We start from the raw sequence: 21,242 nt of genomic DNA on the forward strand, positions 1-21,242 counted from the left end.
CCGAAGGGGTCAAACCGGGCCCGGGGGTGTGCGACCGGTCACGCCGAACGGGGTCCGGGGCGCCGGCCGCCACCGGGGTCCGGGGCGCACGCGCCGCTCGCGTGCGCCCCGGTGGGGGTCAGGCCTCGTCGCCGGGGGCCGAGACGGAGGACAGCGTCTGCTCCGCCTCCGCGGCCTTCTTCGACGTGGTCTTCTTGGCGGCCGTCTTGGCGGTCTTCGCCGTCTTCTTGGCCGTCGTCTTCTTGGCGGCGGTCGCCTTCTTGGCCGTCGTCTTCTTGGCGGCCGTCGTCTTGGCGGCCGCCGTCTTCTTGGTGGCGGCCTTCTTCGCCGTGGCCTTCTTCGCCGTCTTGCGGGCCGCCTTCTTGGCCGGAGGCGCCTCCTCGGCCGCCTCGGCCGCCTCGGCGTCCTGCTCCGCGGCGGGGGCCTCCTGGACAGGAACCTCCTGAGCGGGGGCCTCCTGAGCGGCCGGGGTCTCCGGGGCGGAGGGCTCCTGAGCGGCGGGCTCCGGGGCCGCCGGGGTCTCCGGGGCCGCCGGGAGGACCACGACGGCCGCCTCCTCGGGCGCGGTGGACACGGTGGGCTTGCGCACGGCGCGGCGGCGCGGACGAGCCGGGGCGGCGCTCTCCGCCGCGGCCGCCTCGGGCTGCTCCGCCGGAGCCGCCGGGGCCTCCGGAGCCGGCGTCGCCGTCCCGGCCTGCGGCTCGGCCTCCGGGGCCGCCGCGGGCGCGGCCTCGGGGACCGTCACCACGGCCGCCTCGGCCCCCGCGGGGGAACCGGCCGGCGCGGACGCCCTGCGGGTCGCCCGCCGGCGCGTACGGCCCTTGGGCGCGGCCTCCTCGGCCGCCGGGGCCGCGTCCTGCGGCGTACCGACGACCGCGTCCTCGACGGCGGCGGGCTCGGCCAGCGCCTCGGCGGCCGACTCGGGCTGCACCGGACGCTCGGCCTCCTCCTCGGCGCTGACGTCCTGGGCCGTCGGCACCGTCTCGGCCTGCGCGGTCCGCGCCGCGGGCGCGCCCGCCGGGGCCGACGCCCGCCGGCTCGTCCGGCGCCGCGTGCGCCCGCGCCGGACCGCGGCCTCCGCCTCGGCGACGCTGCTGTACAGCTCCTCGTCCGGCGCGAAGGCGGGCTCCGGCAGGGCCGCCGGCTCGGCGGTCTCCGCGGCGACCGGGGCCTCGGCCTCGGCGTCCGCCTCCTGCTCGGCGGTCTCGGCGGGCTCGACGGCGGCCGCGGCCTCGTGCTCGTGCGGCTGCTCGGCCCCGCCGGCCCGCGCGCGCTTCTTGCGCTTGCCGCCGCCCCCGGCGGAGGCGGCCTGGTCCAGGTGGACGATGACACCGCGGCCGTTGCAGTGGACGCAGGTCTCGGAGAACGACTCCAGCAGTCCCTGTCCGACCCGCTTGCGGGTCATCTGCACCAGCCCCAGCGAGGTCACCTCGGCGACCTGGTGCTTCGTACGGTCGCGGCCCAGGCACTCCAGCAGGCGGCGCAGCACCAGATCGCGGTTCGACTCCAGGACCATGTCGATGAAGTCGATGACGATGATGCCGCCGAGGTCGCGCAGCCTCAGCTGGCGGACGATCTCCTCGGCCGCCTCCAGGTTGTTCCTGGTGACGGTCTCCTCCAGGTTGCCGCCCTGGCCGGTGAACTTGCCGGTGTTGACGTCGATGACGACCATCGCCTCGGTCCGGTCGATCACCAGCGAGCCGCCGCTGGGCAGCCAGACCTTGCGGTCCAGCGCCTTGGCGAGCTGCTCGTCGATCCGGTAGGTGGCGAAGACGTCGACCTCGCTGGTCCACCTCTGCAGGCGGCCGGCGAGATCCGGCGCGACGTGCGAGACGTACCCGTGGATGGTCTGCCAGGCGTCGTCGCCGCTGACGATGACCTTGGAGAAGTCCTCGTTGAAGATGTCGCGCACGACCCGGACGGTCATGTCCGGCTCGCCGTACAGCAGCGTCGGCGCGTTGCCGTTCCTGGCCTTCTTCTGGATGTCCTCCCACTGCGCCTGCAGCCGCTCGACGTCCCGGCGCAGCTCCTCCTCGCTCGCGCCCTCCGCGGCCGTGCGGACGATGACGCCCGCGTCCTCGGGGACGATCCTCTTGAGGATGGTCTTCAGCCGGGACCGCTCGGTGTCGGGCAGCTTGCGGCTGATGCCGGTCATCGAGCCCTCGGGCACGTACACGAGGTAGCGGCCCGGCAGGGAGACCTGGCTGGTCAGACGGGCGCCCTTGTGGCCGATCGGGTCCTTGGTGACCTGCACCAGGACCGACTGGCCCGACTTCAGGGCGGACTCGATGCGGCGCGGGCCGCCCGCCATGCCGAGGGCCTCGAAGTTGACCTCGCCGGCGTACAGGACGGCGTTGCGGCCCTTGCCGATGTCGATGAAGGCGGCCTCCATCGACGGCAGCACGTTCTGCACCTTGCCGAGGTAGACGTTCCCGACGTACGAGACCGCCTGCTCCTTGTTGACGTAGTGCTCGACGAGCACGCCGTCCTCCAGGACGCCGATCTGCGTGCGGTCGCCGTGCTGGCGGACGACCATGACGCGCTCGACGGCCTCGCGCCGGGCCAGGAACTCGGCTTCGGTGATGATCGGAACGCGGCGGCGGCCCTGCTCACGGCCCTCGCGGCGGCGCTGCTTCTTGGCCTCCAGCCGGGTCGAGCCCTTGATGGACTGCACCTCGTCGGACGGCTCGGCGGGCTTGCGGGGCTCGCGGACCTTGACGACGGTGCGCTCGGGGTCGCCGGCGGCGGGCTCGGCGTCCACGGACGTGTCACCGGCACGCCGGCGACGGCGGCGCCGGCGGCGGCTGCTGGTGGAGCCGGCCGCGCCGGCCGACGGCTCCTCGCCGTCCTCCGCCTGCTCGGCGGTGTCCTCGGCGTCCTCCTCCACCTGCTCGGCGGTGTCCTCGGCGTCCTGGGCGGCCTGCTCGGCGGCGAGCTGCTCGGCGTCGCCGTCCGCGGGCTCGCCGGACTCGGCCTCGGCGGACTCGCCCCGGCGACGGCGACGGCCGCCCCGGCGACGGCGACGGCGCGAGCCGTTCTCCTCGGCCTCCTCGCCCTCGGCGTGGTCCTCGGCCGTCTCCTCGTCCTCCTCGCCCTCGTCGGGCTCGTCGGGCTCGTCCTGGTGAGCGCTCCCGGCGCCCCGGTCCGCGGGTTCCTCGCCCTGTCCGGCGTCCCGGCGCCGCCGGCGGCGGCGCGACCCGGCGGGCTGCTCCTGCGGGAACTCCTCGGTCTCCTCCTCCGCCTCGGTGGCCCCGGCGGCCTCGGCGGCCGCTTCGGCGGCGGCCCGCTCCGGCGTCTGGAACCGGGGCTGGGTGAACACGGGCGGCTGGAACAGCGCTACGGCGGGCCGCGCGGGCCGCGGCGGAGCGTCGTTCTCGGCGGCCGGGGTCTCGGGCCGGGCGGGCTCGGCGAACCCGGTGGCGGCCTTGCGCACCACGCGACGGCGGGCGCGGCGGGGGGCGGCGGCCTCGGCGGGCTCGGCGGCCCGAGGGGCGGGAGCAGCCGCGGCGGGCTCGGGGGCCGCGGCGGGCTCGGGGGTCTCGGCGGCGAGGGTCTCGGCGGCCGGCACGGCCTCGGCGCCCCGGGCGGCTTCGTCCGTCCCGGCGGCACCGGTCGGCGCCCCGGCGGGCGCTGACACGCGGCGCGTCGCACGACGGCGCACCCGGCGCGGCGCGGCCTCCTCACCGGCCTCGGCGGGCTCCGCCTGCTCCGCGGCCTCGGCGCTCCCGGCCTCGGCGCCTCCGGCGGCGGCCGGGGCCTGAGGGGTTCCGGCGGCGGGCGTCTCGGCCGTGTCCTCGGCCTCCGCTGTCGCCGGCGCCTCGGCGGGCGCGGACACGCGGCGCGTCGTACGACGGCGTACCCGGCGCGGCGCGGCCTCTTCACCGGCCTCGGCGGGCTCCGCCTGCTCCGCGGCCTCGGCGGTCGCCGTCGCCGGGGAGGTCCCGGCGACGGTCCCGGCGGCTTCCGCCGGCACGGACGGGGCGGTGGGCGAGGTCACGTCGCGCGTCACCCGGCGGCGAGCACGCCGCGGAGCGGCGCTCCCGGCCTCCTGGCCGGACGCGGCCCCGTCGGGCGAAGCAGGAGCCGCGGTCGCGGCGGGAGCCTCGGTCCGCTCCTCCGCCCCGGCGCCGGAGGTGCTGTCCGCACCGGACGCGACGGGCGCGGCGGACGCGACGGGCGTCGCCGGTACGACGGTCTCGGCCGCCGCCGTCGCCGGGGACCCGGCGGGCGCGGACGCCCGGCGGACCACCCGGCGGCGCCTGCGCCCGGCGGGCGCGGCTTCCTCGCCGCCGGAGACGGCGGCACCGGTCTGCGCCGCCCCCGTGTCTTCCTTCTCCTCGGCGGCCGCTACGGTTTCTTCCGCGCCGGCGGCCGCTTCGGTCGCCTGGCCTTCGGCGTTCTCGGCGCCCTCGGCGGCAGCCGCCTCCTCCTCGGCCTGTGCCGTGAGGTCGGAGGGCTCGGCGGCCGGTATGGCCGGCGTGACGGTCTCCACCGGCGTGTCGGAGGTGGTGGCCGGCGGGCCCGCCGGGCGGGAGGCGGCACGGCGTCGCCTGCGCGGCGGCAGCGTGTCGCTGGGAGTCTTCAGTTCGGAACCCTCGGTGGGTTCGGTCGGCTTGAGCATGCGGGCGTATCTCCCGTCAGGCTCCCGGGCGCCGCGCCTGGTCCGGCGATGCCGGTGACGTCCGCGGCTCGCGCGGTGCGCGGTGTCCGCCGTCCGGGGCGCGGGCGCCGCACGGGAGCTCTCTGTGTCCTGTCTCGCCGGTTCCGTAAGCCATGTCGCGTACGGCCTGGCGAAAGTCTTCTGGTCGGTGCGCTGCCCGACCCAGGTGGCTCCCGAGTTCGAGGGCGGCGCTTCGACGTCCGTCCCTGTGCGGGACCTTCCTTACGCCGGTGCCTTCGCGGCGGCAGTCGCGCCGGCTGTGTGCGGCTCGGGCGCTGCTGCCTCGCGGTCGGGCGCGAGCGGGTCGGTCACCGTCCCGGTCTCTTCATCGAACAGCCCCTGCGCCAGCCTGGTCACCGCTGCGGGGACCGGCGGCGCCAGGTCGGCCACGGCGCTGAGACCGGACAGGACGTCGTCGGGTCGTACGGCAGGCGTCACGTGCCGAACAACCAGCCGCAGTATCGCACAGGGCTGGTCGTTCGGCCTATCAACCTGCGAACCGTGTGTTTCCACGCTCTCCAGGCTCACGACCGCGGAACGGGCGTCGAAGGTGCGGACGCCGTTCTTGGTCAGCCGCTGGACCTCGACGGTGTCGGCCGCGTTGAAGGCTTCCACCGCGCGCCGGGCCTCGGCCGGGTCCACGCCGTCCAGCCGCAGCTCCCAGACGGAAGCCGTGAGCCGGTCGGCGAGTCCGCCGGTCCGGGCCTCGACCGCCTCGACGATGTCGAGCCCGGCGGGCAGCGACTCGTCGAGGAGGAGCCTGAGCTGCTCCGGGTCGCGCGCCTGGGTGAGCGCGATCTCCAGGTACTCCGCCTCACTGCCCGTGCCGGTGGGTGCGGCATTGGCGTACGACACCTTCGGGTGCGGTGTGAACCCCGCCGAGTAGGCCATGGGCACCTCGGCGCGGCGCAACGCACGCTCGAAGGCGCGCTGGAAGTCACGGTGGCTGGTGAACCGGAGGCGGCCGCGCTTGGTGTAGCGCAGTCGGATGCGCTGCACCGCGGGTAGGGGCGGCGGGCCTTCGGGCTGTCGCTTGCCCAGTGTCGTTCAGTCCTTCGTGAGAGCGGTCGTACTGCTACCAAGAGTACGTGCCTCGGCCGCCGAAGGTTCCCGGCGGTCCGCCGCCCGCCCCCGCCGGGGCTCCCCGAACAGCGTCCGGCGGACGTCGGCGCGGGCCTGCCGCACGGACTGCCGGGCGGCGGAGAGCGCCTGCCGCACGGCCCGCCCCGCACCGCGCACGGCTTCGGCGGCGGGCCGCAGGACGGCGTCCCGCGCCAGGTGCCCGACGGGGGTCAGCACCCCGCGGTACACCCACCGCACCGGTTCGAGGAGGATCCACCGGAAGAGGGCCGCGAGGAACCGTCCGACGGCGAGCGAGAGGTGCCCCGCGATCCGCCAGGCGTGCCCGAGGGCGGCCCGCGCCTCCCGTCCGACGACGGCGAGGACGCGGCCGGCGGGGACGAGGATCCAGCGCCACACGGCGCGGACGGGCAGGACGACGAGGATCCGCACGATCCAGTACAGGGCCGTGCCGACCCCGGCGACGATCGTGCTCCCCAGCCGCACCAGCCCCTTGGCGCACCAGGCGACGGCGTGCCCGAGCGGGGTGAGGACCCGGGCGTACAGCCACCGGGCGGGCACGACGACGAGGTACCGCACGAGCCGGGCGGCCACGGCGTACCCCCCGGCCCCGAGGACCGCGAGCACGGCCCCGATCCCCGCGAGGACCCGCGCCGCTCCCCCGAGGACCCACCTCGACGCCCGCCCGATCGGCGCCAGCGCGTACGTGTACACCCAGGCCAGCGCGGCCCCGGTCCCCCGGGCCAGCCCGCGGCCGAGGGGCGCCAGCAGGTGCCGGTGCAGCCACACCGCGGGAACGACGAGCAGGACGTTCCCGAGCCGGGCCAGCGCCCTGCCCGCGGGGACCAGGACGTACCGCCACAGCCCCGCGAAGGGCCACACGAACACCGCCCGCCCGGCCCACCGCAGCGCGCGCCCGAGCGGGGTGAGCACCGCGCCGTACAGGAACCGCCCCCCGGCGGCCAGCGCGTCCCACACCATCCGCACCGGCACGACCAGCACCAGCACCACGATCCGCACGGGGACACGGATCGCTGCGGCGAGACACCCCTGGGGCTCCTCGTGCCGCTCCGGCCTCTTCTCCAGATCCATACCTGCGTAGACGTCCCGGCCCCGGGTCCGGATCCACCGGGCGCGCGGACGGAGCCCGCACACCGCGGCGGCCCGGCGGGGAACCCGGTTCCGGAGGGCCGCCGGCGCCGCGCCTCGGCCGCCTGCGCGGCGTGCCGGTCCCGCTCGAAAGGGTCCGCGCCCGCGCACGCCGGTTGGCGGTCCAGCCTCCCCGCGCCCGGTACCGGTTCGGGTCGGGCATGTGCACCGGCCACACGAGCTGCCCCGGGCCGGACGGCGGGGTCTCCTCCGCGCGCATCAGGGGGACGCCCGGAAGGCCGGCGCCCGGCAGCCCTCGGCCGGCAGGCCCCGCGCGGCCGCGCCCCGGGCCTCCGGCTCCGCACCGAGCCCCCGCCGCGCCGGGAGGGGGCTCGACGGATGCCGCCGGGGTGCCGCCGGAGGGCTCAGCCGGCCTTGCCGGTGGGAGCCGGCGCCGCGTTCTTGACCGTCAGCGGCAGCAGCTTCTTGCCGGTCGGGCCGATCTGGATGTGGGTGTCCATCTGCGGGCACACCCCGCAGTCGAAGCACGGCGTCCAGCGGCAGTCCTCGACCTCCTGCTCGTCGAGGGCGTCCTGCCAGTCCTCCCAGAGCCAGTCCTTGTCGAGGCCGGAGTCGAGGTGGTCCCAGGGCAGGACCTCCTCGTAGGTGCGCTCGCGGGTGGTGTACCAGTCGACGTCCACGCCGTACGGGGCGAGGGCCTTCTCGGCGCACTGCATCCAGCGGTCGTACGAGAAGTGCTCGCGCCAGCCGTCGAAGCGGCCGCCGTCCTCGTAGACGGCCCGGATGACCGCGCCGACGCGGCGGTCGCCGCGGGAGAGCAGGCCTTCGACGATGCCGGGCTTGCCGTCGTGGTAGCGGAAGCCGATGGAGCGGCCGTACTTCTTGTCGCCGCGGATCTTGTCCCGGAGCTTGGCCAGGCGGGCGTCCGTCTCCTCCGCGCTCAGCTGCGGCGCCCACTGGAACGGGGTGTGCGGCTTGGGCACGAAGCCGCCGATCGAGACCGTGCAGCGGATGTCGTGGGAGCCGGAGACCTCGCGGCCCTTCTGGATGACGCGGGTGGCCATGTCGGCGATCTGGAGGACGTCCTCGTCGGTCTCCGTGGGCAGGCCGCACATGAAGTACAGCTTCACCTGGCGCCAGCCGTTGCCGTAGGCGGTGGCGACCGTGCGGATCAGGTCCTCCTCCGAGACCATCTTGTTGATGACCTTGCGGATGCGTTCCGAGCCGCCCTCCGGGGCGAAGGTCAGGCCCGAGCGGCGGCCGTTGCGCGTCAGCTCGTTCGCCAGGTCGATGTTGAAGGCGTCCACGCGGGTGGAGGGCAGCGAGAGGCCGATCTTGTCGTCCTCGTAGCGGTCCGCCAGGCCCTTGGCGATGTCGCCGATCTCCGAGTGGTCCGCCGAGGACAGGGAGAGCAGGCCCACCTCCTCGAAGCCCGTCGCCTTCAGGCCCTTTTCGACCATCTCGCCGATGCCGGTGATGGAGCGCTCCCGGACCGGGCGGGTGATCATGCCGGCCTGGCAGAAGCGGCAGCCGCGGGTGCAGCCGCGGAAGATCTCGACCGACATGCGCTCGTGGACCGTCTCCGCCAGCGGGACCAGCGGCTGCTTGGGGTAGGGCCACTCGTCGAGGTCCATCACCGTGTGCTTCGACACGCGCCACGGGACACCGCTGCGGTTCGGTACGACACGGGCGATGCGGCCGTCGGGCAGGTACTCCACGTCGTAGAAGCCGGGGACGTACACCCCGCCGGTCTTCGCCAGGCGCAGGAGGAGCTCCTCGCGGCCGCCCGGGCGGCCCTCGGCCTTCCAGGCGCGGATGATCTCCGTGACCTCCAGGACCGCCTGCTCGCCGTCGCCGATCACCGCGCAGTCGATGAAGTCCGCGATGGGCTCGGGGTTGAACGCGGCGTGCCCGCCGGCCATGACGATCGGGTCGTCCAGCGTCCGGTCCCGGGCCTGCAGGGGGATGCCGGCCAGGTCCAGGGCCGCCAGCATGTTGGTGTAGCCGAGCTCGGTGGAGAAGGACAGGCCGAGCACGTCGAAGGCCTTCACCGGGCGGTGGCTGTCCACCGTGAACTGCGGGACGCCGTGCTCCCGCATCAGCGCCTCCAGGTCCGGCCACACGCTGTAGGTGCGCTCGGCGAGGACGCCCTCCTGCTCGTTGAGGACCTCGTAGAGGATCATGACGCCCTGGTTGGGCAGTCCGACCTCGTACGCGTCCGGGTACATCAGGGCCCAGCGCACGTCGCAGGAGTCCCAGTCCTTGACCGTGGAGTTGAGCTCTCCGCCGACGTACTGGATCGGCTTCTGCACATGCGGGAGCAGAGCTTCGAGCTGCGGGAACACAGACTCAGCGGCTTCGGCAGGCATCTCGCGGAACCTTCGTGTGCTGGCTGGGGTCCCCCGGCCGGAGGCTGGGGGGCGGGTGACCATCTAGCCTAACGCGGCCAGAGCGGTCCCCCGCACGCCCGGAGCGCCGCTCCGCCCCCGGCCGCCTCCGCGGCCGGGGGGAGCCCTACGCCGACATCGGCCGCTGCACCGTGATCGACTGCAGCAGCCCCACCGCTATCCACACGGCGAACATCGACGACCCGCCGTACGACACGAACGGCAGCGGCAGGCCGGTCACCGGCATGATGCCCAGCGTCATCCCGATGTTCTCGAAGCTCTGGAAGGCGAACCAGGCGACGATCCCGGCGGCCACGATCGTGCCGTACAGGTCGGGGGTGTCCCGGGCGATGCGGCAGGCGCGCCACAGCACCACGCCGAGCAGGAGGATGATGAAGCCGGCGCCGACGAACCCCAGTTCCTCGCCCGCGACCGTGAAGACGAAGTCGGTCTGCTGTTCCGGCACGAACTGGCCGGTCGTCTGCGACCCGTTGAAGAGCCCGGCCCCGGTCAGGCCGCCCGAGCCGATCGCGATGCGCGCCTGGTTGGTGTTGTAGCCGACTCCGGCGGGGTCCAGCTCGGGGTTGGCGAACGCGGCGAAGCGGTTGATCTGGTACTCGTCGAGCACCCCGAGCTGCCAGACGGCCACCGCCCCGATCGCGCCGGTGCCGATCAGGCCGAGCACCCACCGGTTGGACGCGCCGGAGGCGAGCAGCACGCCGAGCACGATGACGACCATCACCATGACCGACCCGAGGTCGGGCATGAGCATCACGATCGCCATCGGCACGGCGGCCAGGCCCAGCGCCTGCACGACCGTGCGGTGGTCGGGGTACTGCTTGTCGCCCGCGTCGACCCGGGCCGCCAGCAGCATGGCCATGCCCAGGATGATCGTGATCTTCACGAACTCCGAGGGCTGCAGCGAGAAACCGCCGCCGAGCACGATCCAGGAGTGCGCGCCGTTGACGGTCGAGCCGAGCGGTGTGAGCACCAGCAGGATCAGGAACACCGACACGCCGTACAGGATCGGCACGGCCGTGCGCAGTATGCGGTGGCCGAGCCAGATCGTGGCGATCATCAGGGCGATCCCGATGCCGGTGTTCATGAGGTGCCGGATCAGGAAGTAGTACGGGTCGCCCTGGTTGATCTCGGTGCGGTTGCGGGTCGCGGAGAAGACGAGGAGCGAGCCGATCACCGACAGCACGAGGGCGGCCAGCAGTATCGGCCAGTCCAGCCGGCGCGCGACCGAGTCGCGGGCGAACAGGCGTGCCCAGCCGGCGCGCTCGGGTCCGTACCCGGAGACATGGAAGCTGTTCGCGCCCGTCATGCCGGTGCCCTCCGGCCCGCGCACCCGCGCCCCGCCCCGCCGCGTCGCCGCCTGCGGGTCTCGCGGTTCTCCGCGGTCGGCGTCGCCACGGTCGCTCCCTGCTGCCGGTCGGCCGGGGCGCTCTCGCCCTGCCGGGTGGCCTGCTGCTGGTCGGCCGGGTCCCGGGGGATCTTCGGCGCGGCGATGGTGCCGTCCGTCTTGATCTTCGGCAGGCTCTTCTGCGGTTCGGGCAGCAGCGCCTTCCTCCGGTCGATCTCGCCGTCGTCGGAGACGCCGTACAGCGCGTCGTAGATGTTGCGGACGGCCGGGCCGGAGGCGCCGGAACCCGTACCGCCCTGGGAGATCGTCATGACGATCGCGTAGTCCTCGGTGTACGTGGCGAACCAGGACGTGGTCTGCTTGCCGTAGACCTCGGCGGTGCCGGTCTTGGCGTGCATCGGGATCTCGTCCTGCGGCCAGCCGCCGAACCGCCAGGCGGCCGTACCGCGGGTGGCGACGCCGGCGAGGGCCTGGTCCATCTTGTCGCGGGTCTGCTTGCTTATGGGCAGCTTGCCGTGCGACTCGGGCTCGATCTCGGTGACCTTCTTGCCGTCGGCGCTGATGATCGCCTTGCCGACGGTCGGGGTGTACAGGGTGCCGCCGTTGGAGATCGCGGCGTAGATCGTGGCCATCTGGATCGGGGTGACGAGGGTGTCGCCCTGGCCGATGGAGTAGTTGATCTCGTCACCGGCGCGCATCTTGTTGCCTTCGAGGCAGTTCTCGTACGCGATCCTCTCGACGTAACTGCCGTCCTTCTTGCCGGTCTTGCACCAGGCGTCCTTGTTGGCCTCCCAGTACCGCTGCTTCCACTCGCGGTCGGGGACGCGGCCGGTGACCTCGTTGGGCAGGTCGATGCCGGTCTCCTTGCCGAGGCCGAACTGGTGGGCGGCCTTGAAGAAGTAGTCGTTGGGGTTCTTCTTCGGGTTGCTGCCGCCGTCCCTGCGCCACTCGTTGTGCGCGAGCCGGTAGTAGACGGTGTCGCAGGAGACCTCCAGGGCGCGGCCGAGGTCGATCGGGCCGTGGTTCTGCGACTCGAAGTTCTTGAAGACCTGGCCGCCGACCGAGTAGGAGCTGGAGCAGTCGTAGCGTCCGTCGAACTCGTAGCCCGCCTCGACCGCGGCGGCCGTGGAGACGACCTTGAAGATCGAGCCGGGGGCCGCCTGACCCTGTATGGCGCGGTTCAGCAGCGGGTAGTTGGAGTTCTTGCCGGTGAGCTTCTCGTAGTCCTTGGCGGAGATGCCGCCCACCCAGGCGTTCGGGTCGTAGGTCGGGTTGGAGGCCATGGCGACGATGCGGCCGGTCTTGGCCTCCATCACCACGACGGCGCCCGCGTCGGCCTTGTAGCGCTGGTTGGTGTTGCGGTCCCACTCCTTGCGGGCGGCCTTCATCGCCTCGTTCAGCTCGTACTCGGCGACGCGCTGCACGCGGGCGTCGATGCTGGTGACGAGGTTGTCGCCGGGCTGGGCGGCGTCGGACTCGGCCTGGCCGATGACGCGGCCGAGGTTGTCGACCTCGTAGCGGGTGACGCCGGCCTTGCCGCGCAGCTGCCTGTCGTACTGCCGCTCCAGGCCGGAGCGGCCGACCTGGTCGGAGCGCAGGTAGGGCGAGTCGGTGTCCTGGGCCTGCTGGATCTCCTGGTCGGTGACGGGCGAGAGGTAGCCGAGGACCTGCGCGGTGTTGGCCTTGCCGGGGCTGGGGTAGCGGCGCACGGCCTGCGGCTCGGCGGTGATGCCGGGGAAGTCCTCGGCGCGCTCGCGGATCTGCAGGGCCTGCCTGGGGGTGGCCTCGTCGGTGATGGGGATCGGCTGGTAGGGCGAGCCGTTCCAGCACGGCTGGGGCGTCTCGGCGTCGCACAGCCGGACCTTCTCCATGACCTCCTTGGGGGTCATGGAGAGGACGCCGGCGAGCTTGGTGAGGACCGCCTTGCCGTCGTCCTTCATCTTCATCAGTTCGGTGCGGGAGGCGGAGACGACCAGGCGGGTCTCGTTGTCGGCCAGCGGCACGCCGCGCGCGTCCAGGATCGAGCCGCGCACGGCGGGCTGGACGACCTGCTGGACGTGGTTGCCGGAGGCCTCCTTGGCGTACTCGTCGCCCTCGCGGATCTGCAGGTACCACAGCCGGCCGGCGAGGGTGCCGAGGAGGGAGAGGACGAGGACCTGGATGATGACGAGCCGGATCTGGACGCGCGGGGACCGTCCGGTCTCGGGAATGTTGGTCACGCGGCTGCCTCCCCCTCTCCGTGCGCGAACGAGCGTGCGAGTACGAGTGATGAACGGGCGGCCCGTGCGGCGGGGTTCCACCCCTGTTCACCCGTTCCGGTGAACTTCCCTCTGCTCACAGCCGCTTGACCCCCTTGATGCGTCCGGCGCGCGCGACGCGGGCCCGGGCCGCCCGTGCCTTGAGCCCGCCCAGCGCGGTGCGCTGGCCGCCGATCCGCAGTCCGGTGCCGCCGGCCAGCCAGCCGGAGGAGATGTCGGTGGTCTGGGCGGCGGAGCCGGTGTCGGCGAGCGGGTCGTTCTCGGCGCGCCGGGCCAGCGCCATGATCCCGGGGACGACGAACGGGGCGAGCAGCAGGTCGTACAGGGCTGCCGTGAACAGCAGGCCGGGCAGGCCCACGTGGCGGGCGGCGGTGTCGCCGACGAGGGCGCCGACGCCGGCGTACAGCAGGGTGGAGCCGATGGCGGCGGCGACCACCACGACCATGGGGCCGGTGGCGGACTTCAGCCGGCCGTTCTCCGGCTTGGCGAGTCCGGCGAGGTAGCCGACGACGCTCAGCACCAGGGCGTAGCGGCCCGCGGCGTGGTCGGCGGGCGGGGCGAGGTCGGCGAGGAGGCCCGCGCCGAAGCCGACGAGGGAGCCGCCCACGTGGCCGTACACCAGCGCGAGGCCGAGGACGGTGAGCAGCAGCAGGTCGGGGACGGCGCCGGGGAGGTGGAGGCGGGCGAGGACGCTGACCTGGATCACCAGGGCGACGACGACCAGCGGAACGGACAGCAGGATCCGGTTGACGCGCATGGGCTTGAGCTCCTACTGCTCGGGCTGGAACTGGCCGCCGGCGGGCGCCTCGGCGGACGGGGTCACGGTCACCGTCACCGTCGGCCTGGGGGTCGGCTCGGGCTTGTCCGGCAGGACGGTGTCCCGCGGGTCCCGCTTCGGCGCCTCGACGACGACGCCGACGATGTCGAGCTTGCTGAAGCTGACGTACGGGGTGACGTAGAGGGTGCGGGTCAGGTCGCCGCCGGAGGGGTCGACGCGGGAGACGACGCCGACGGGCACGCCGGGCACGAACGGCTTGTCGGCCTGGGAGCCGAAGGTGACGAGCCGGTCGCCCTTCTTCACCTCGGCCTTGCCGTTGAGGAGTTCCACGCGCAGCGGGCGGTCGCCCTGGCCGGAGGCGAAGCCGAGTTCGTCGCCGGCCTCCATCCGGGTGCCGACGGTGAAGTCGGGGTCGTTGGCGAGCAGCACGGTCGCGGTGTCGGGGCCGACGGTGGTCACACGGCCCACCAGGCCGTCGCCGTTGAGGACGGTCATGTCCCGCTCGATGCCGTCGTTGGCGCCGATGTCGATGGTGACGGTCCAGGAGAAGCCCTGGGCCGCTCCTATGGCGATGACCTGGGCGCCCTTGATGCCGTACTGGCCCTTGCCGGCGAGCTTCAGCATCGTGTCGAGCTGCTTGAGGCGGCTGCGGCCGCGGTCGTCGCTGCCGAGCCGGGCCTTGAGGGCCGCGTTCTCCCGCTCCAGCGCGGCGAGCCGGTCGTGCCGCTCGCCGGAGTCGCGGATCGCGGAGACCGCGTTGCCGACCGGGGAGACCGCGGCCGACACACCGTTCTCGACCGGGCCGAGGACGGCGGCGGCGGCCTGGCGGGCACCGTCGACCGGTGAATCCTCCCCGCCCCGGATGTCCACCGTGATCAGCGCGAACGCGATGGCGATCAGCAGCACCAGGAGCAGCCGGCTCTCTCGTGTGTCCCTCACGTGCGGCGGCCGTGCCTTCCTCGTAGAGAACGGGTGTGAACGGGTATGAGGTGTCGGGGTGTTCGGGTGGAGCGGGCGCAGAAGTACGGGAGGAGCTCAGATCTTCATATCAACGATCCGCCGTACGAGAGGAGGTCGTCTCGTACGGCGGAATCGGCGCATCGCGTCATCTGCGCGGCTGGGCGTCCAGCACCTGCTGGAGCGCCTCGAACTCCTCGACGCACTTGCCGGAGCCGAGCGCCACGCTGTCCAGCGGGTCCTCGGCGATGTGGATCGGCATGCCGGTCTCCCGGCGCAGCCGCTCGTCGAGGCCGCGCAGCAGCGCCCCGCCGCCGGTCAGAACGATTCCTCGGTCCATGATGTCGCCGGACAGCTCGGGCGGGCACTTGTCGAGGGTCGTCTTGACGGCGTCGACGATGGCGTTGACCGGTTCCTCGATCGCCTTGCGGACCTCGGCCGCGGAGATGACGACGGTCTTCGGCAGCCCGGAGACGAGGTCCCGGCCGCGGATTTCGGTGTGCTCGTCAGTGTCGAGGTCGTACGCCGAACCGATCGTGATCTTGATCTGTTCGGCCGTCCGCTCACCGAGGAGGAGGCTGTACTCCTTCTTGACGTGCTGGATGATCGCGTTGTCCAGCTCGTCGCCCGCCACGCGGATGGACTGAGCGGTGACGATGCCGCCGAGGGAGATGACCGCGACCTCCGTGGTGCCGCCGCCGATGTCGACCACCATGTTGCCCGTGGCCTCGTGGACCGGCAGGCCGGAGCCGATGGCCGCGGCCATCGGCTCCTCGATGATGTGCACCTGACGGGCGCCGGCCTGGGACGACGCCTCGATGACGGCGCGGCGCTCGACGCCGGTGATGCCCGAGGGCACACAGACGACGACCCGCGGACGAGCCAGATACCGCCGCTTGTGGATCTTCAGGATGAAGTAGCGGAGCATCCGCTCGGTGATCTCGAAGTCGGCGATCACGCCGTCCTTCAGCGGACGCACGGCAACGATGTTGCCGGGCGTGCGCCCGATCATCTTCTTCGCTTCGGCGCCGACCGCGAGGATGCCACCGGTGTTGGTGTTGATCGCCACGACGGACGGCTCGTTGAGTACGATCCCGCGACCCCTGACGTACACCAGCGTGTTGGCGGTCCCGAGGTCGACAGCCATGTCACGGCCGATGAACGACATTGAGTTCCCCATCAGGATTCGTCTGGCCTTCCCACGAGCTTTTGAAAGCTTTTCAGGTCGGCGAGGTGGGTGCTGTGACGTGCAGGCTTCCATCGTAGACGCGCCTGCGCGGACACTGCGCGAGGGTCTCCGCCATTGTCAGCAGATGGCCTACCGACTCGCTTGTGGAGACGGGCCAACGGAGGCATTCGTTCCCCCGATCGGCACGGCATATGCCACAGGGCGGCCGTTTTCGCACGGCCGCCCAGGTCAGGCGGGCTATCGGACTGACGGATCGTCAGAAAAAGCGGTGTGCGGGAAATCAGACGCGGCCCGGGAAGAAGATCTTCAGCTCGCGCTCGGCGGACTCCTCGGAGTCGGAGGCGTGGATCAGGTTCTCCCGGACGATCACGCCGTAGTCGCCGCGGATGGAACCGGGGGGCGCGGCGATCGGATCGGTGGGACCGGCCAGCGCGCGGACGCCCTCGATGACCCGCTCGCCCTCGACGATCATCGCCACGACCGGGCCGGAGGACATGAACTGCACCAGCGGCTCGTAGAAGGGCTTGCCCTTGTGCTCGCCGTAGTGCTGCTCCAGCGTCTCGGTGTCCAGGGTGCGCAGCTCCAGCGCGGTGATCCGCCAGCCGGCCTTGCGCTCGATACGGCTGATGATCTCGCCGGTCAGGCCACGACGGACGGCGTCGGGCTTGAGGAGGACGAGGGTGCGCTGGGTCACGACGGGGCTCCTTCGATTCAAAGGTTGTGCGGGGTGAAGAGGTTACCCGGCGTGTCCGGGGGCCTGTTACGCAGCGTCAGGCGCGGAGGAGTCGGTCCGCGCGGCGAACCGCGCCTTCGCCTCCTCGATCTTCCGCCCGTAGTGCACCGAGGCCCACCACAGGGCCGCGAAGACCGCCCCCATGAAGAACATCGTCGGGACGACGAAGCCGGAGGCGATCAGCGCGATCTGCAGCGCCCAGCCGAGGGCGACGCCGCCGGGGCGGGTCACCAGGCCGCACAGCAGCAGGCACAGGAACATCGCGACGCCGCTGACCGTCCACACCGTCGTCATGGACAGGGCGGGGTCCTTCATGGCGACCAGTCCGGCGAAGCCGATGATGAAGAACTCGCCGATCAGGGTCGAGGAACAGAGCGTACGCACGGGATGTCAGCCCCTCCCCAGGAGCAGTCGGGCCTCGCCGACGGTGATGACGGAACCGGTGACGAGCACACCGCCGCCGGCGAACTCGCCCTCCTCCTCGGCCAGCGTGATCGCGGCCTCCAGCGCGTCCGGCAGCCGCGGCTCCACCTGGACCCGCTCCTCGCCGAACACCTCGACGGCGATTCCCGCCAGCGCGTCGGCGTCCATCGCGCGGTGGCTGGTGTTCTGGGTGACGACCACCTCGGCGAAGACCGGTTCGAAGGCCTCCAGCAGCCCGCGCACGTTCTTGTCGGCGCTGACGCCGACGACCCCGATGAGCCGGCTGAACTGGAAGGCCTCCCCGATCGCCTCCGCGGTGGCCCGCGCCCCGGCCGGGTTGTGCGCGGCGTCCAGGACCACGGTCGGCGACCGCCGCACCACCTCCAGCCGCCCCGGCGAGGAGACCGCGGCGAAGGCCTTGCGCACCGTGTCGAGGTCCAGCGGCTCGGGACGCTGCGCCCCGACCCCGAAGAACGCCTCGACGGCGGCCAGCGCCACGGCCGCGTTGTGCGCCTGGTGGGCGCCGTGCAGCGGGAGGTAGACCTCGGGGTACTCGCCGCCCAGCCCGCGCAGGGTGAGCAGCTGCCCGCCGACGGCGACCTGCCGGGCCAGGACGCCGAACTCCAGCCCCTCGCGGGCCACCGTGGCGTTCACGTCCACGGACCTCTTCAGCAGGACCTGCGCCGCGTCCACCGGCTGCTGGGCCAGGATCACGGTGGCGTCCTGCTTGACGATGCCGGCCTTCTCGGCGGCGATCTCGGCGGTCGTCTCCCCCAGCCGGTCGGTGTGGTCGAGGTCGATGGGGGTGACGACGGCGACGTCGCCGTCGATGACGTTGGTGGCGTCCCAGCTGCCGCCCATGCCGACCTCGACGACGGCGACGTCCACGGGCGCGTCCGCGAAGGCCGCGTACGCCATGCCCGTGAGCACCTCGAAGAAGGACAGCCGGTACTCCTGCTGCGAGTCGACCATCTCGACGTACGGCTTGATGTCCCGGTACGTCTCGACGAACCGCTCGGCGGAGATCGGGGCGCCGTCCAGGCTGATCCGCTCGGTGATCGACTGGACGTGCGGGGAGGTGTACCGCCCGGTGCGCAGCTCGAAGGCGCCGAGCAGGGCCTCGACCATGCGGGCGGTGGAGGTCTTGCCGTTGGTCCCCGTGATGTGGATCGAGGGGTACGACCGCTGCGGCTCGCCCAGCACGTCCATCAGCGCGGCGATCCGGCTGACGGAGGGTTCCAGCTTGGTCTCGCCCCAGCGGGTCGCCAGCTCCGCCTCGACCTCGCGCAGCGCCCTGTCGACCTCCGGGTCCTCCGGCCGCGCGGGCACGTCGGCCTGCGGCGGGCCGCCCTGGGTGCGCAGGGTACGGCTGCCGGCCTCGATGACCGCGAGGTCGGGGTCGCGGTCCGTCTCCGCCGCGATGATCTCGTCGAAGCTGTCGAGCGGGTCGGGCTGCTCGCTGTCGTTCGGGGGGAGCTCACTCACGGGCCCAGTCTACGAAAGCCCCGCCGGCCGGCGCGGCCGCGGCCGTCCGGCCCCCGCCGCGCCGCCGGTGAGCGGCCCCCGGCGGCGCGGGAAGGCCCCCGGGGCCTCGCGGTCCCGGGGGCCTCGCGCACCTGCGGTCGCCCGCGTCCGCGGCGACGCGCGCCCGGTCACGCCTGCGGCAGCCGCTCCAGCTGGGCCTGGATCCGCGCGATGTCCTCGTCGGCCTTGGCCAGCCGCGTCCGGATCTTCTCCACGACCTGCTCCGGCGCCTTGGCGAGGAACGCCTCGTTGCCGAGCTTGGCCGCGGCCTGCGCCTTCTCCTTCTCGGCGGCGGCCAGGTCCTTGGCCAGCCGCTTCCGCTCCGCCGCCACGTCGATCGCCCCGGACAGGTCCAGCGCCACCTCGACGCCCGCGACCGGCAGCGTCGCCGTCGCCGTGAAGGAGTCGCCCTCCGGCTGGAGCCGCAGCAGCTGCCGGATGGCGGCCTCGTGCGGGGCCAGCGCCGTGCCCTCCAGGGTCAGCCGGGCCGGGACCCGCTGACCGGGCTGGAGGCCCTGGTCGTGCCGGAAGCGGCGGACCTCGGTGATCACCGACTGGAGCGTCTCGATCTCCCGCTCGGCGGCCTCGTCCCGGAAGCCGGAGTCCTTCGGCCAGTCGGCGACGACGACCGACTCGCCGCCGGTCAGGGCGGTCCACAGCGCCTCCGTGACGAAGGGGACCACCGGGTGCAGCAGCTTCAGGGTGACATCGAGGACCTCGCCCAGGACGCGCTTGCTGACCTCGGCCGCGGCCCCGCCCGCCTGGAACGTGGTCTTGGACAGCTCGACGTACCAGTCGAAGACCTCGTCCCACGCGAAGTGGTACAGCGCGTCCGACAGCTTGGCGAACTGGAAGTCCTCGTAGAACGCGTCGACGTCGGCGACCGTCTTGTTCAGCCGGGACAGGATCCAGCGGTCCGTCGGGGACATCTCGGACGGGTCCGGCAGCGGGCCCTCGACCGTGGCGCCGTTCATCAGCGCGAAGCGGGTGGCGTTCCAGATCTTGTTGGCGAAGTTGCGGGACGCCTGGACCCAGTCCTCGCCGATCGGCACGTCGGTGCCCGGGTTGGCGCCGCGGGCCAGGGTGAAGCGGACGGCGTCGGAGCCGTACCTGTCCATCCAGTCCAGCGGGTCGACCACGTTGCCGAAGGACTTCGACATCTTCTTGCCGCGCTCGTCGCGGACCAGGCCGGTCAGCGCGATGGTCCTGAACGGGACCTCGCCGTCCATCGCGTACAGGCCGAACATCATCATCCGGGCGACCCAGAAGAAGATGATGTCGTGGCCGGTCAGCAGGACGTCCGTCGGGTAGAACTTCCGCAGGTCCGCGGTCTGTTCGGGCCAGCCCAGCGTGGAGAAGGGCCACAGGCCGGAGGAGAACCAGGTGTCGAGGACGTCGGTCTCCTGGTGCCAGCCCTCGCCGGTGGGCGGCTCCTCGTCGGGGCCGACGCAGACGACCTCGCCGTCCGGGCCGTACCAGATCGGGATGCGGTGGCCCCACCACAGCTGGCGCGAGATGCACCAGTCGTTCATGTTGTCGACCCAGTCGAAGTAGCGCTTCGCCATGTCCTCGGGGTGGATCTTCACCCGCCCGTCGCGGACGGCGTCGCCGGCGGCCTCGGCCAGCGGGCCGACCTTGACCCACCACTGCAGGGACAGCCGCGGCTCGATCGTCGTCTTGCAGCGCGAGCAGTGGCCGACGGAGTGGACGTAGGGCCGCTTCTCGGCGACGATCCGGCCCTGCGAGCGCAGCGCGCCGACGATGGCGGAGCGCGCCTCGTACCGGTCCAGGCCCTGGAAGGGGCCGTGGGCGGTGATGACCGCCCGCTCGTCCATGATCGTGATGGACTCCAGGCCGTGCCGCTGGCCGATCGCGAAGTCGTTCGGGTCGTGGGCCGGGGTGACCTTGACGGCGCCCGTGCCGAACTCGGGGTCGACGTGGCTGTCGGCGACGACCGGGATGGACCGGTCGGTCAGCGGCAGCTTGATCCGCTTGCCGACCAGGTGCTTGTACCGCTCGTCGTCGGGGTGCACGGCGACGGCGGTGTCGCCGAGCATGGTCTCGGCGCGGGTGGTGGCCACGACCAGGGTCTCGTCGCCCTCGCCGTACCGGATGGAGACGAGCTCGCCGTCGTCCTCCTGGTACTCCACCTCGATGTCGGAGATGGCGGTCAGACACCGCGGGCACCAGTTGATGATGCGCTCGGCGCGGTAGATCAGCCCGTCCTCGTAGAGCTTCTTGAAGATGGTGAGGACGGCCTTGGACAGGCCCTCGTCCATGGTGAACCGCTCGCGGGACCAGTCGACCCCGTCCCCGAGCCGGCGCATCTGGCCGAGGATCTTGCCGCCGTACTCCTCCTTCCACCGCCAGACGCGCTCGACGAACGCCTCGCGGCCCAGGTCGTGCCGCGACTTGCCCTCCTCGGCGAGCTGCTGCTCGACCTTGTTCTGGGTGGCGATGCCGGCGTGGTCCATGCCGGGCAGCCACAGCGCCTCGTGGCCCTGCATGCGCTTGCGGCGGGTCAGCGCGTCCATGAGCGTGTGCTGGAAGGCGTGGCCCAGGTGCAGGGAGCCGGTGACGTTCGGCGGCGGGATGACGATGGTGTACGGGGGCTTGTCGCTGTCCGCGTCGGCGGTGAAGTACCCCTTGTCCACCCAGCGCTCGTACAGCTTCCCCTCTACCTCGGCCGGCGTGTACTGGGTCGGCAGTTCGGTCGTGGGCGCTGTCTGCGGCTGCTGAGTGTTCTCGGTCACGGGGGTCAGTTTAGAGGGGCCGCG

The 21,242-nt window shown here is 72.8% G+C and carries 13 protein-coding genes; all 13 read right to left on the reverse strand.

Annotated features, from left to right (window positions below):
* Positions 1–118: 118 nt before the first annotated feature.
* Positions 119–4,621 carry a ribonuclease E/G gene (locus tag ACIBAI_RS01535; RefSeq protein WP_399030380.1) on the reverse strand — a complete coding sequence of 1,501 codons (4,503 nt, stop codon included), beginning with the start codon at positions 4,619–4,621 and terminating at the stop codon, positions 119–121.
* Between the two features lie 261 nt (positions 4,622–4,882).
* A complete protein-coding gene (locus tag ACIBAI_RS01540) occupies positions 4,883–5,659 on the reverse strand; it encodes a TIGR03936 family radical SAM-associated protein (RefSeq protein WP_399030381.1) in 777 nt (258 codons plus the stop codon).
* A 48-nt stretch (positions 5,660–5,707) separates the two neighbouring features.
* Positions 5,708–6,832: a hypothetical protein gene (locus tag ACIBAI_RS01545; protein WP_399030382.1), complete on the reverse strand. Its 1,125-nt coding sequence runs from the start codon at positions 6,830–6,832 to the stop codon at positions 5,708–5,710.
* Positions 6,833–7,254: 422 nt separating this feature from the next.
* Positions 7,255–9,219 (reverse strand): TIGR03960 family B12-binding radical SAM protein, encoded by a 1,965-nt coding sequence (locus tag ACIBAI_RS01550; RefSeq protein ID WP_399030383.1) that lies wholly within the window; start codon positions 9,217–9,219, stop codon positions 7,255–7,257.
* A gap of 145 nt (positions 9,220–9,364) precedes the next feature.
* A complete protein-coding gene (gene rodA, locus ACIBAI_RS01555; RefSeq protein WP_399030384.1) occupies positions 9,365–10,564 on the reverse strand; it encodes a rod shape-determining protein RodA in 1,200 nt (399 codons plus the stop codon).
* Positions 10,561–12,822, reverse strand: coding sequence for a penicillin-binding protein 2 (gene mrdA, locus ACIBAI_RS01560; protein ID WP_399030385.1), 2,262 nt, complete (start codon positions 12,820–12,822; stop codon positions 10,561–10,563). The genes rodA and mrdA overlap by 4 nt, the downstream gene beginning before the upstream one ends.
* Positions 12,823–12,937: 115 nt before the next feature.
* Positions 12,938–13,618, reverse strand: a complete 681-nt coding sequence (gene mreD / locus ACIBAI_RS01565; protein ID WP_399030386.1) for a rod shape-determining protein MreD — start codon at positions 13,616–13,618, stop codon at positions 12,938–12,940.
* A 12-nt stretch (positions 13,619–13,630) separates the two neighbouring features.
* Entirely contained in the window at positions 13,631–14,578 is a 948-nt protein-coding gene (gene mreC / locus ACIBAI_RS01570; protein ID WP_399030387.1) for a rod shape-determining protein MreC, read from the reverse strand.
* A 166-nt stretch (positions 14,579–14,744) separates the two neighbouring features.
* Positions 14,745–15,764, reverse strand: coding sequence for a rod shape-determining protein (locus ACIBAI_RS01575; protein ID WP_028422119.1), 1,020 nt, complete (start codon positions 15,762–15,764; stop codon positions 14,745–14,747).
* Between the two features lie 301 nt (positions 15,765–16,065).
* Positions 16,066–16,479, reverse strand: coding sequence for a nucleoside-diphosphate kinase (gene ndk, locus ACIBAI_RS01580; RefSeq protein WP_399030388.1), 414 nt, complete (start codon positions 16,477–16,479; stop codon positions 16,066–16,068).
* 66 nt (positions 16,480–16,545) lie between these two features.
* Positions 16,546–16,902 (reverse strand): DUF4233 domain-containing protein, encoded by a 357-nt coding sequence (locus ACIBAI_RS01585; RefSeq protein WP_399030390.1) that lies wholly within the window; start codon positions 16,900–16,902, stop codon positions 16,546–16,548.
* A gap of 6 nt (positions 16,903–16,908) precedes the next feature.
* The gene (locus ACIBAI_RS01590) at positions 16,909–18,426 is read right to left on the reverse strand and encodes a bifunctional folylpolyglutamate synthase/dihydrofolate synthase (RefSeq protein WP_399030391.1); all 1,518 of its coding nucleotides are present in this window, start codon (positions 18,424–18,426) and stop codon (positions 16,909–16,911) included.
* A 167-nt stretch (positions 18,427–18,593) separates the two neighbouring features.
* A complete protein-coding gene (locus ACIBAI_RS01595; protein WP_399030392.1) occupies positions 18,594–21,218 on the reverse strand; it encodes a valine--tRNA ligase in 2,625 nt (874 codons plus the stop codon).
* Between the last annotated feature and the right edge of the window lie 24 nt (positions 21,219–21,242).

Source organism: Streptomyces sp. NPDC051041 (genome assembly GCF_044456065.1).
GTDB lineage: Bacteria > Actinomycetota > Actinomycetes > Streptomycetales > Streptomycetaceae > Streptomyces > Streptomyces glaucus.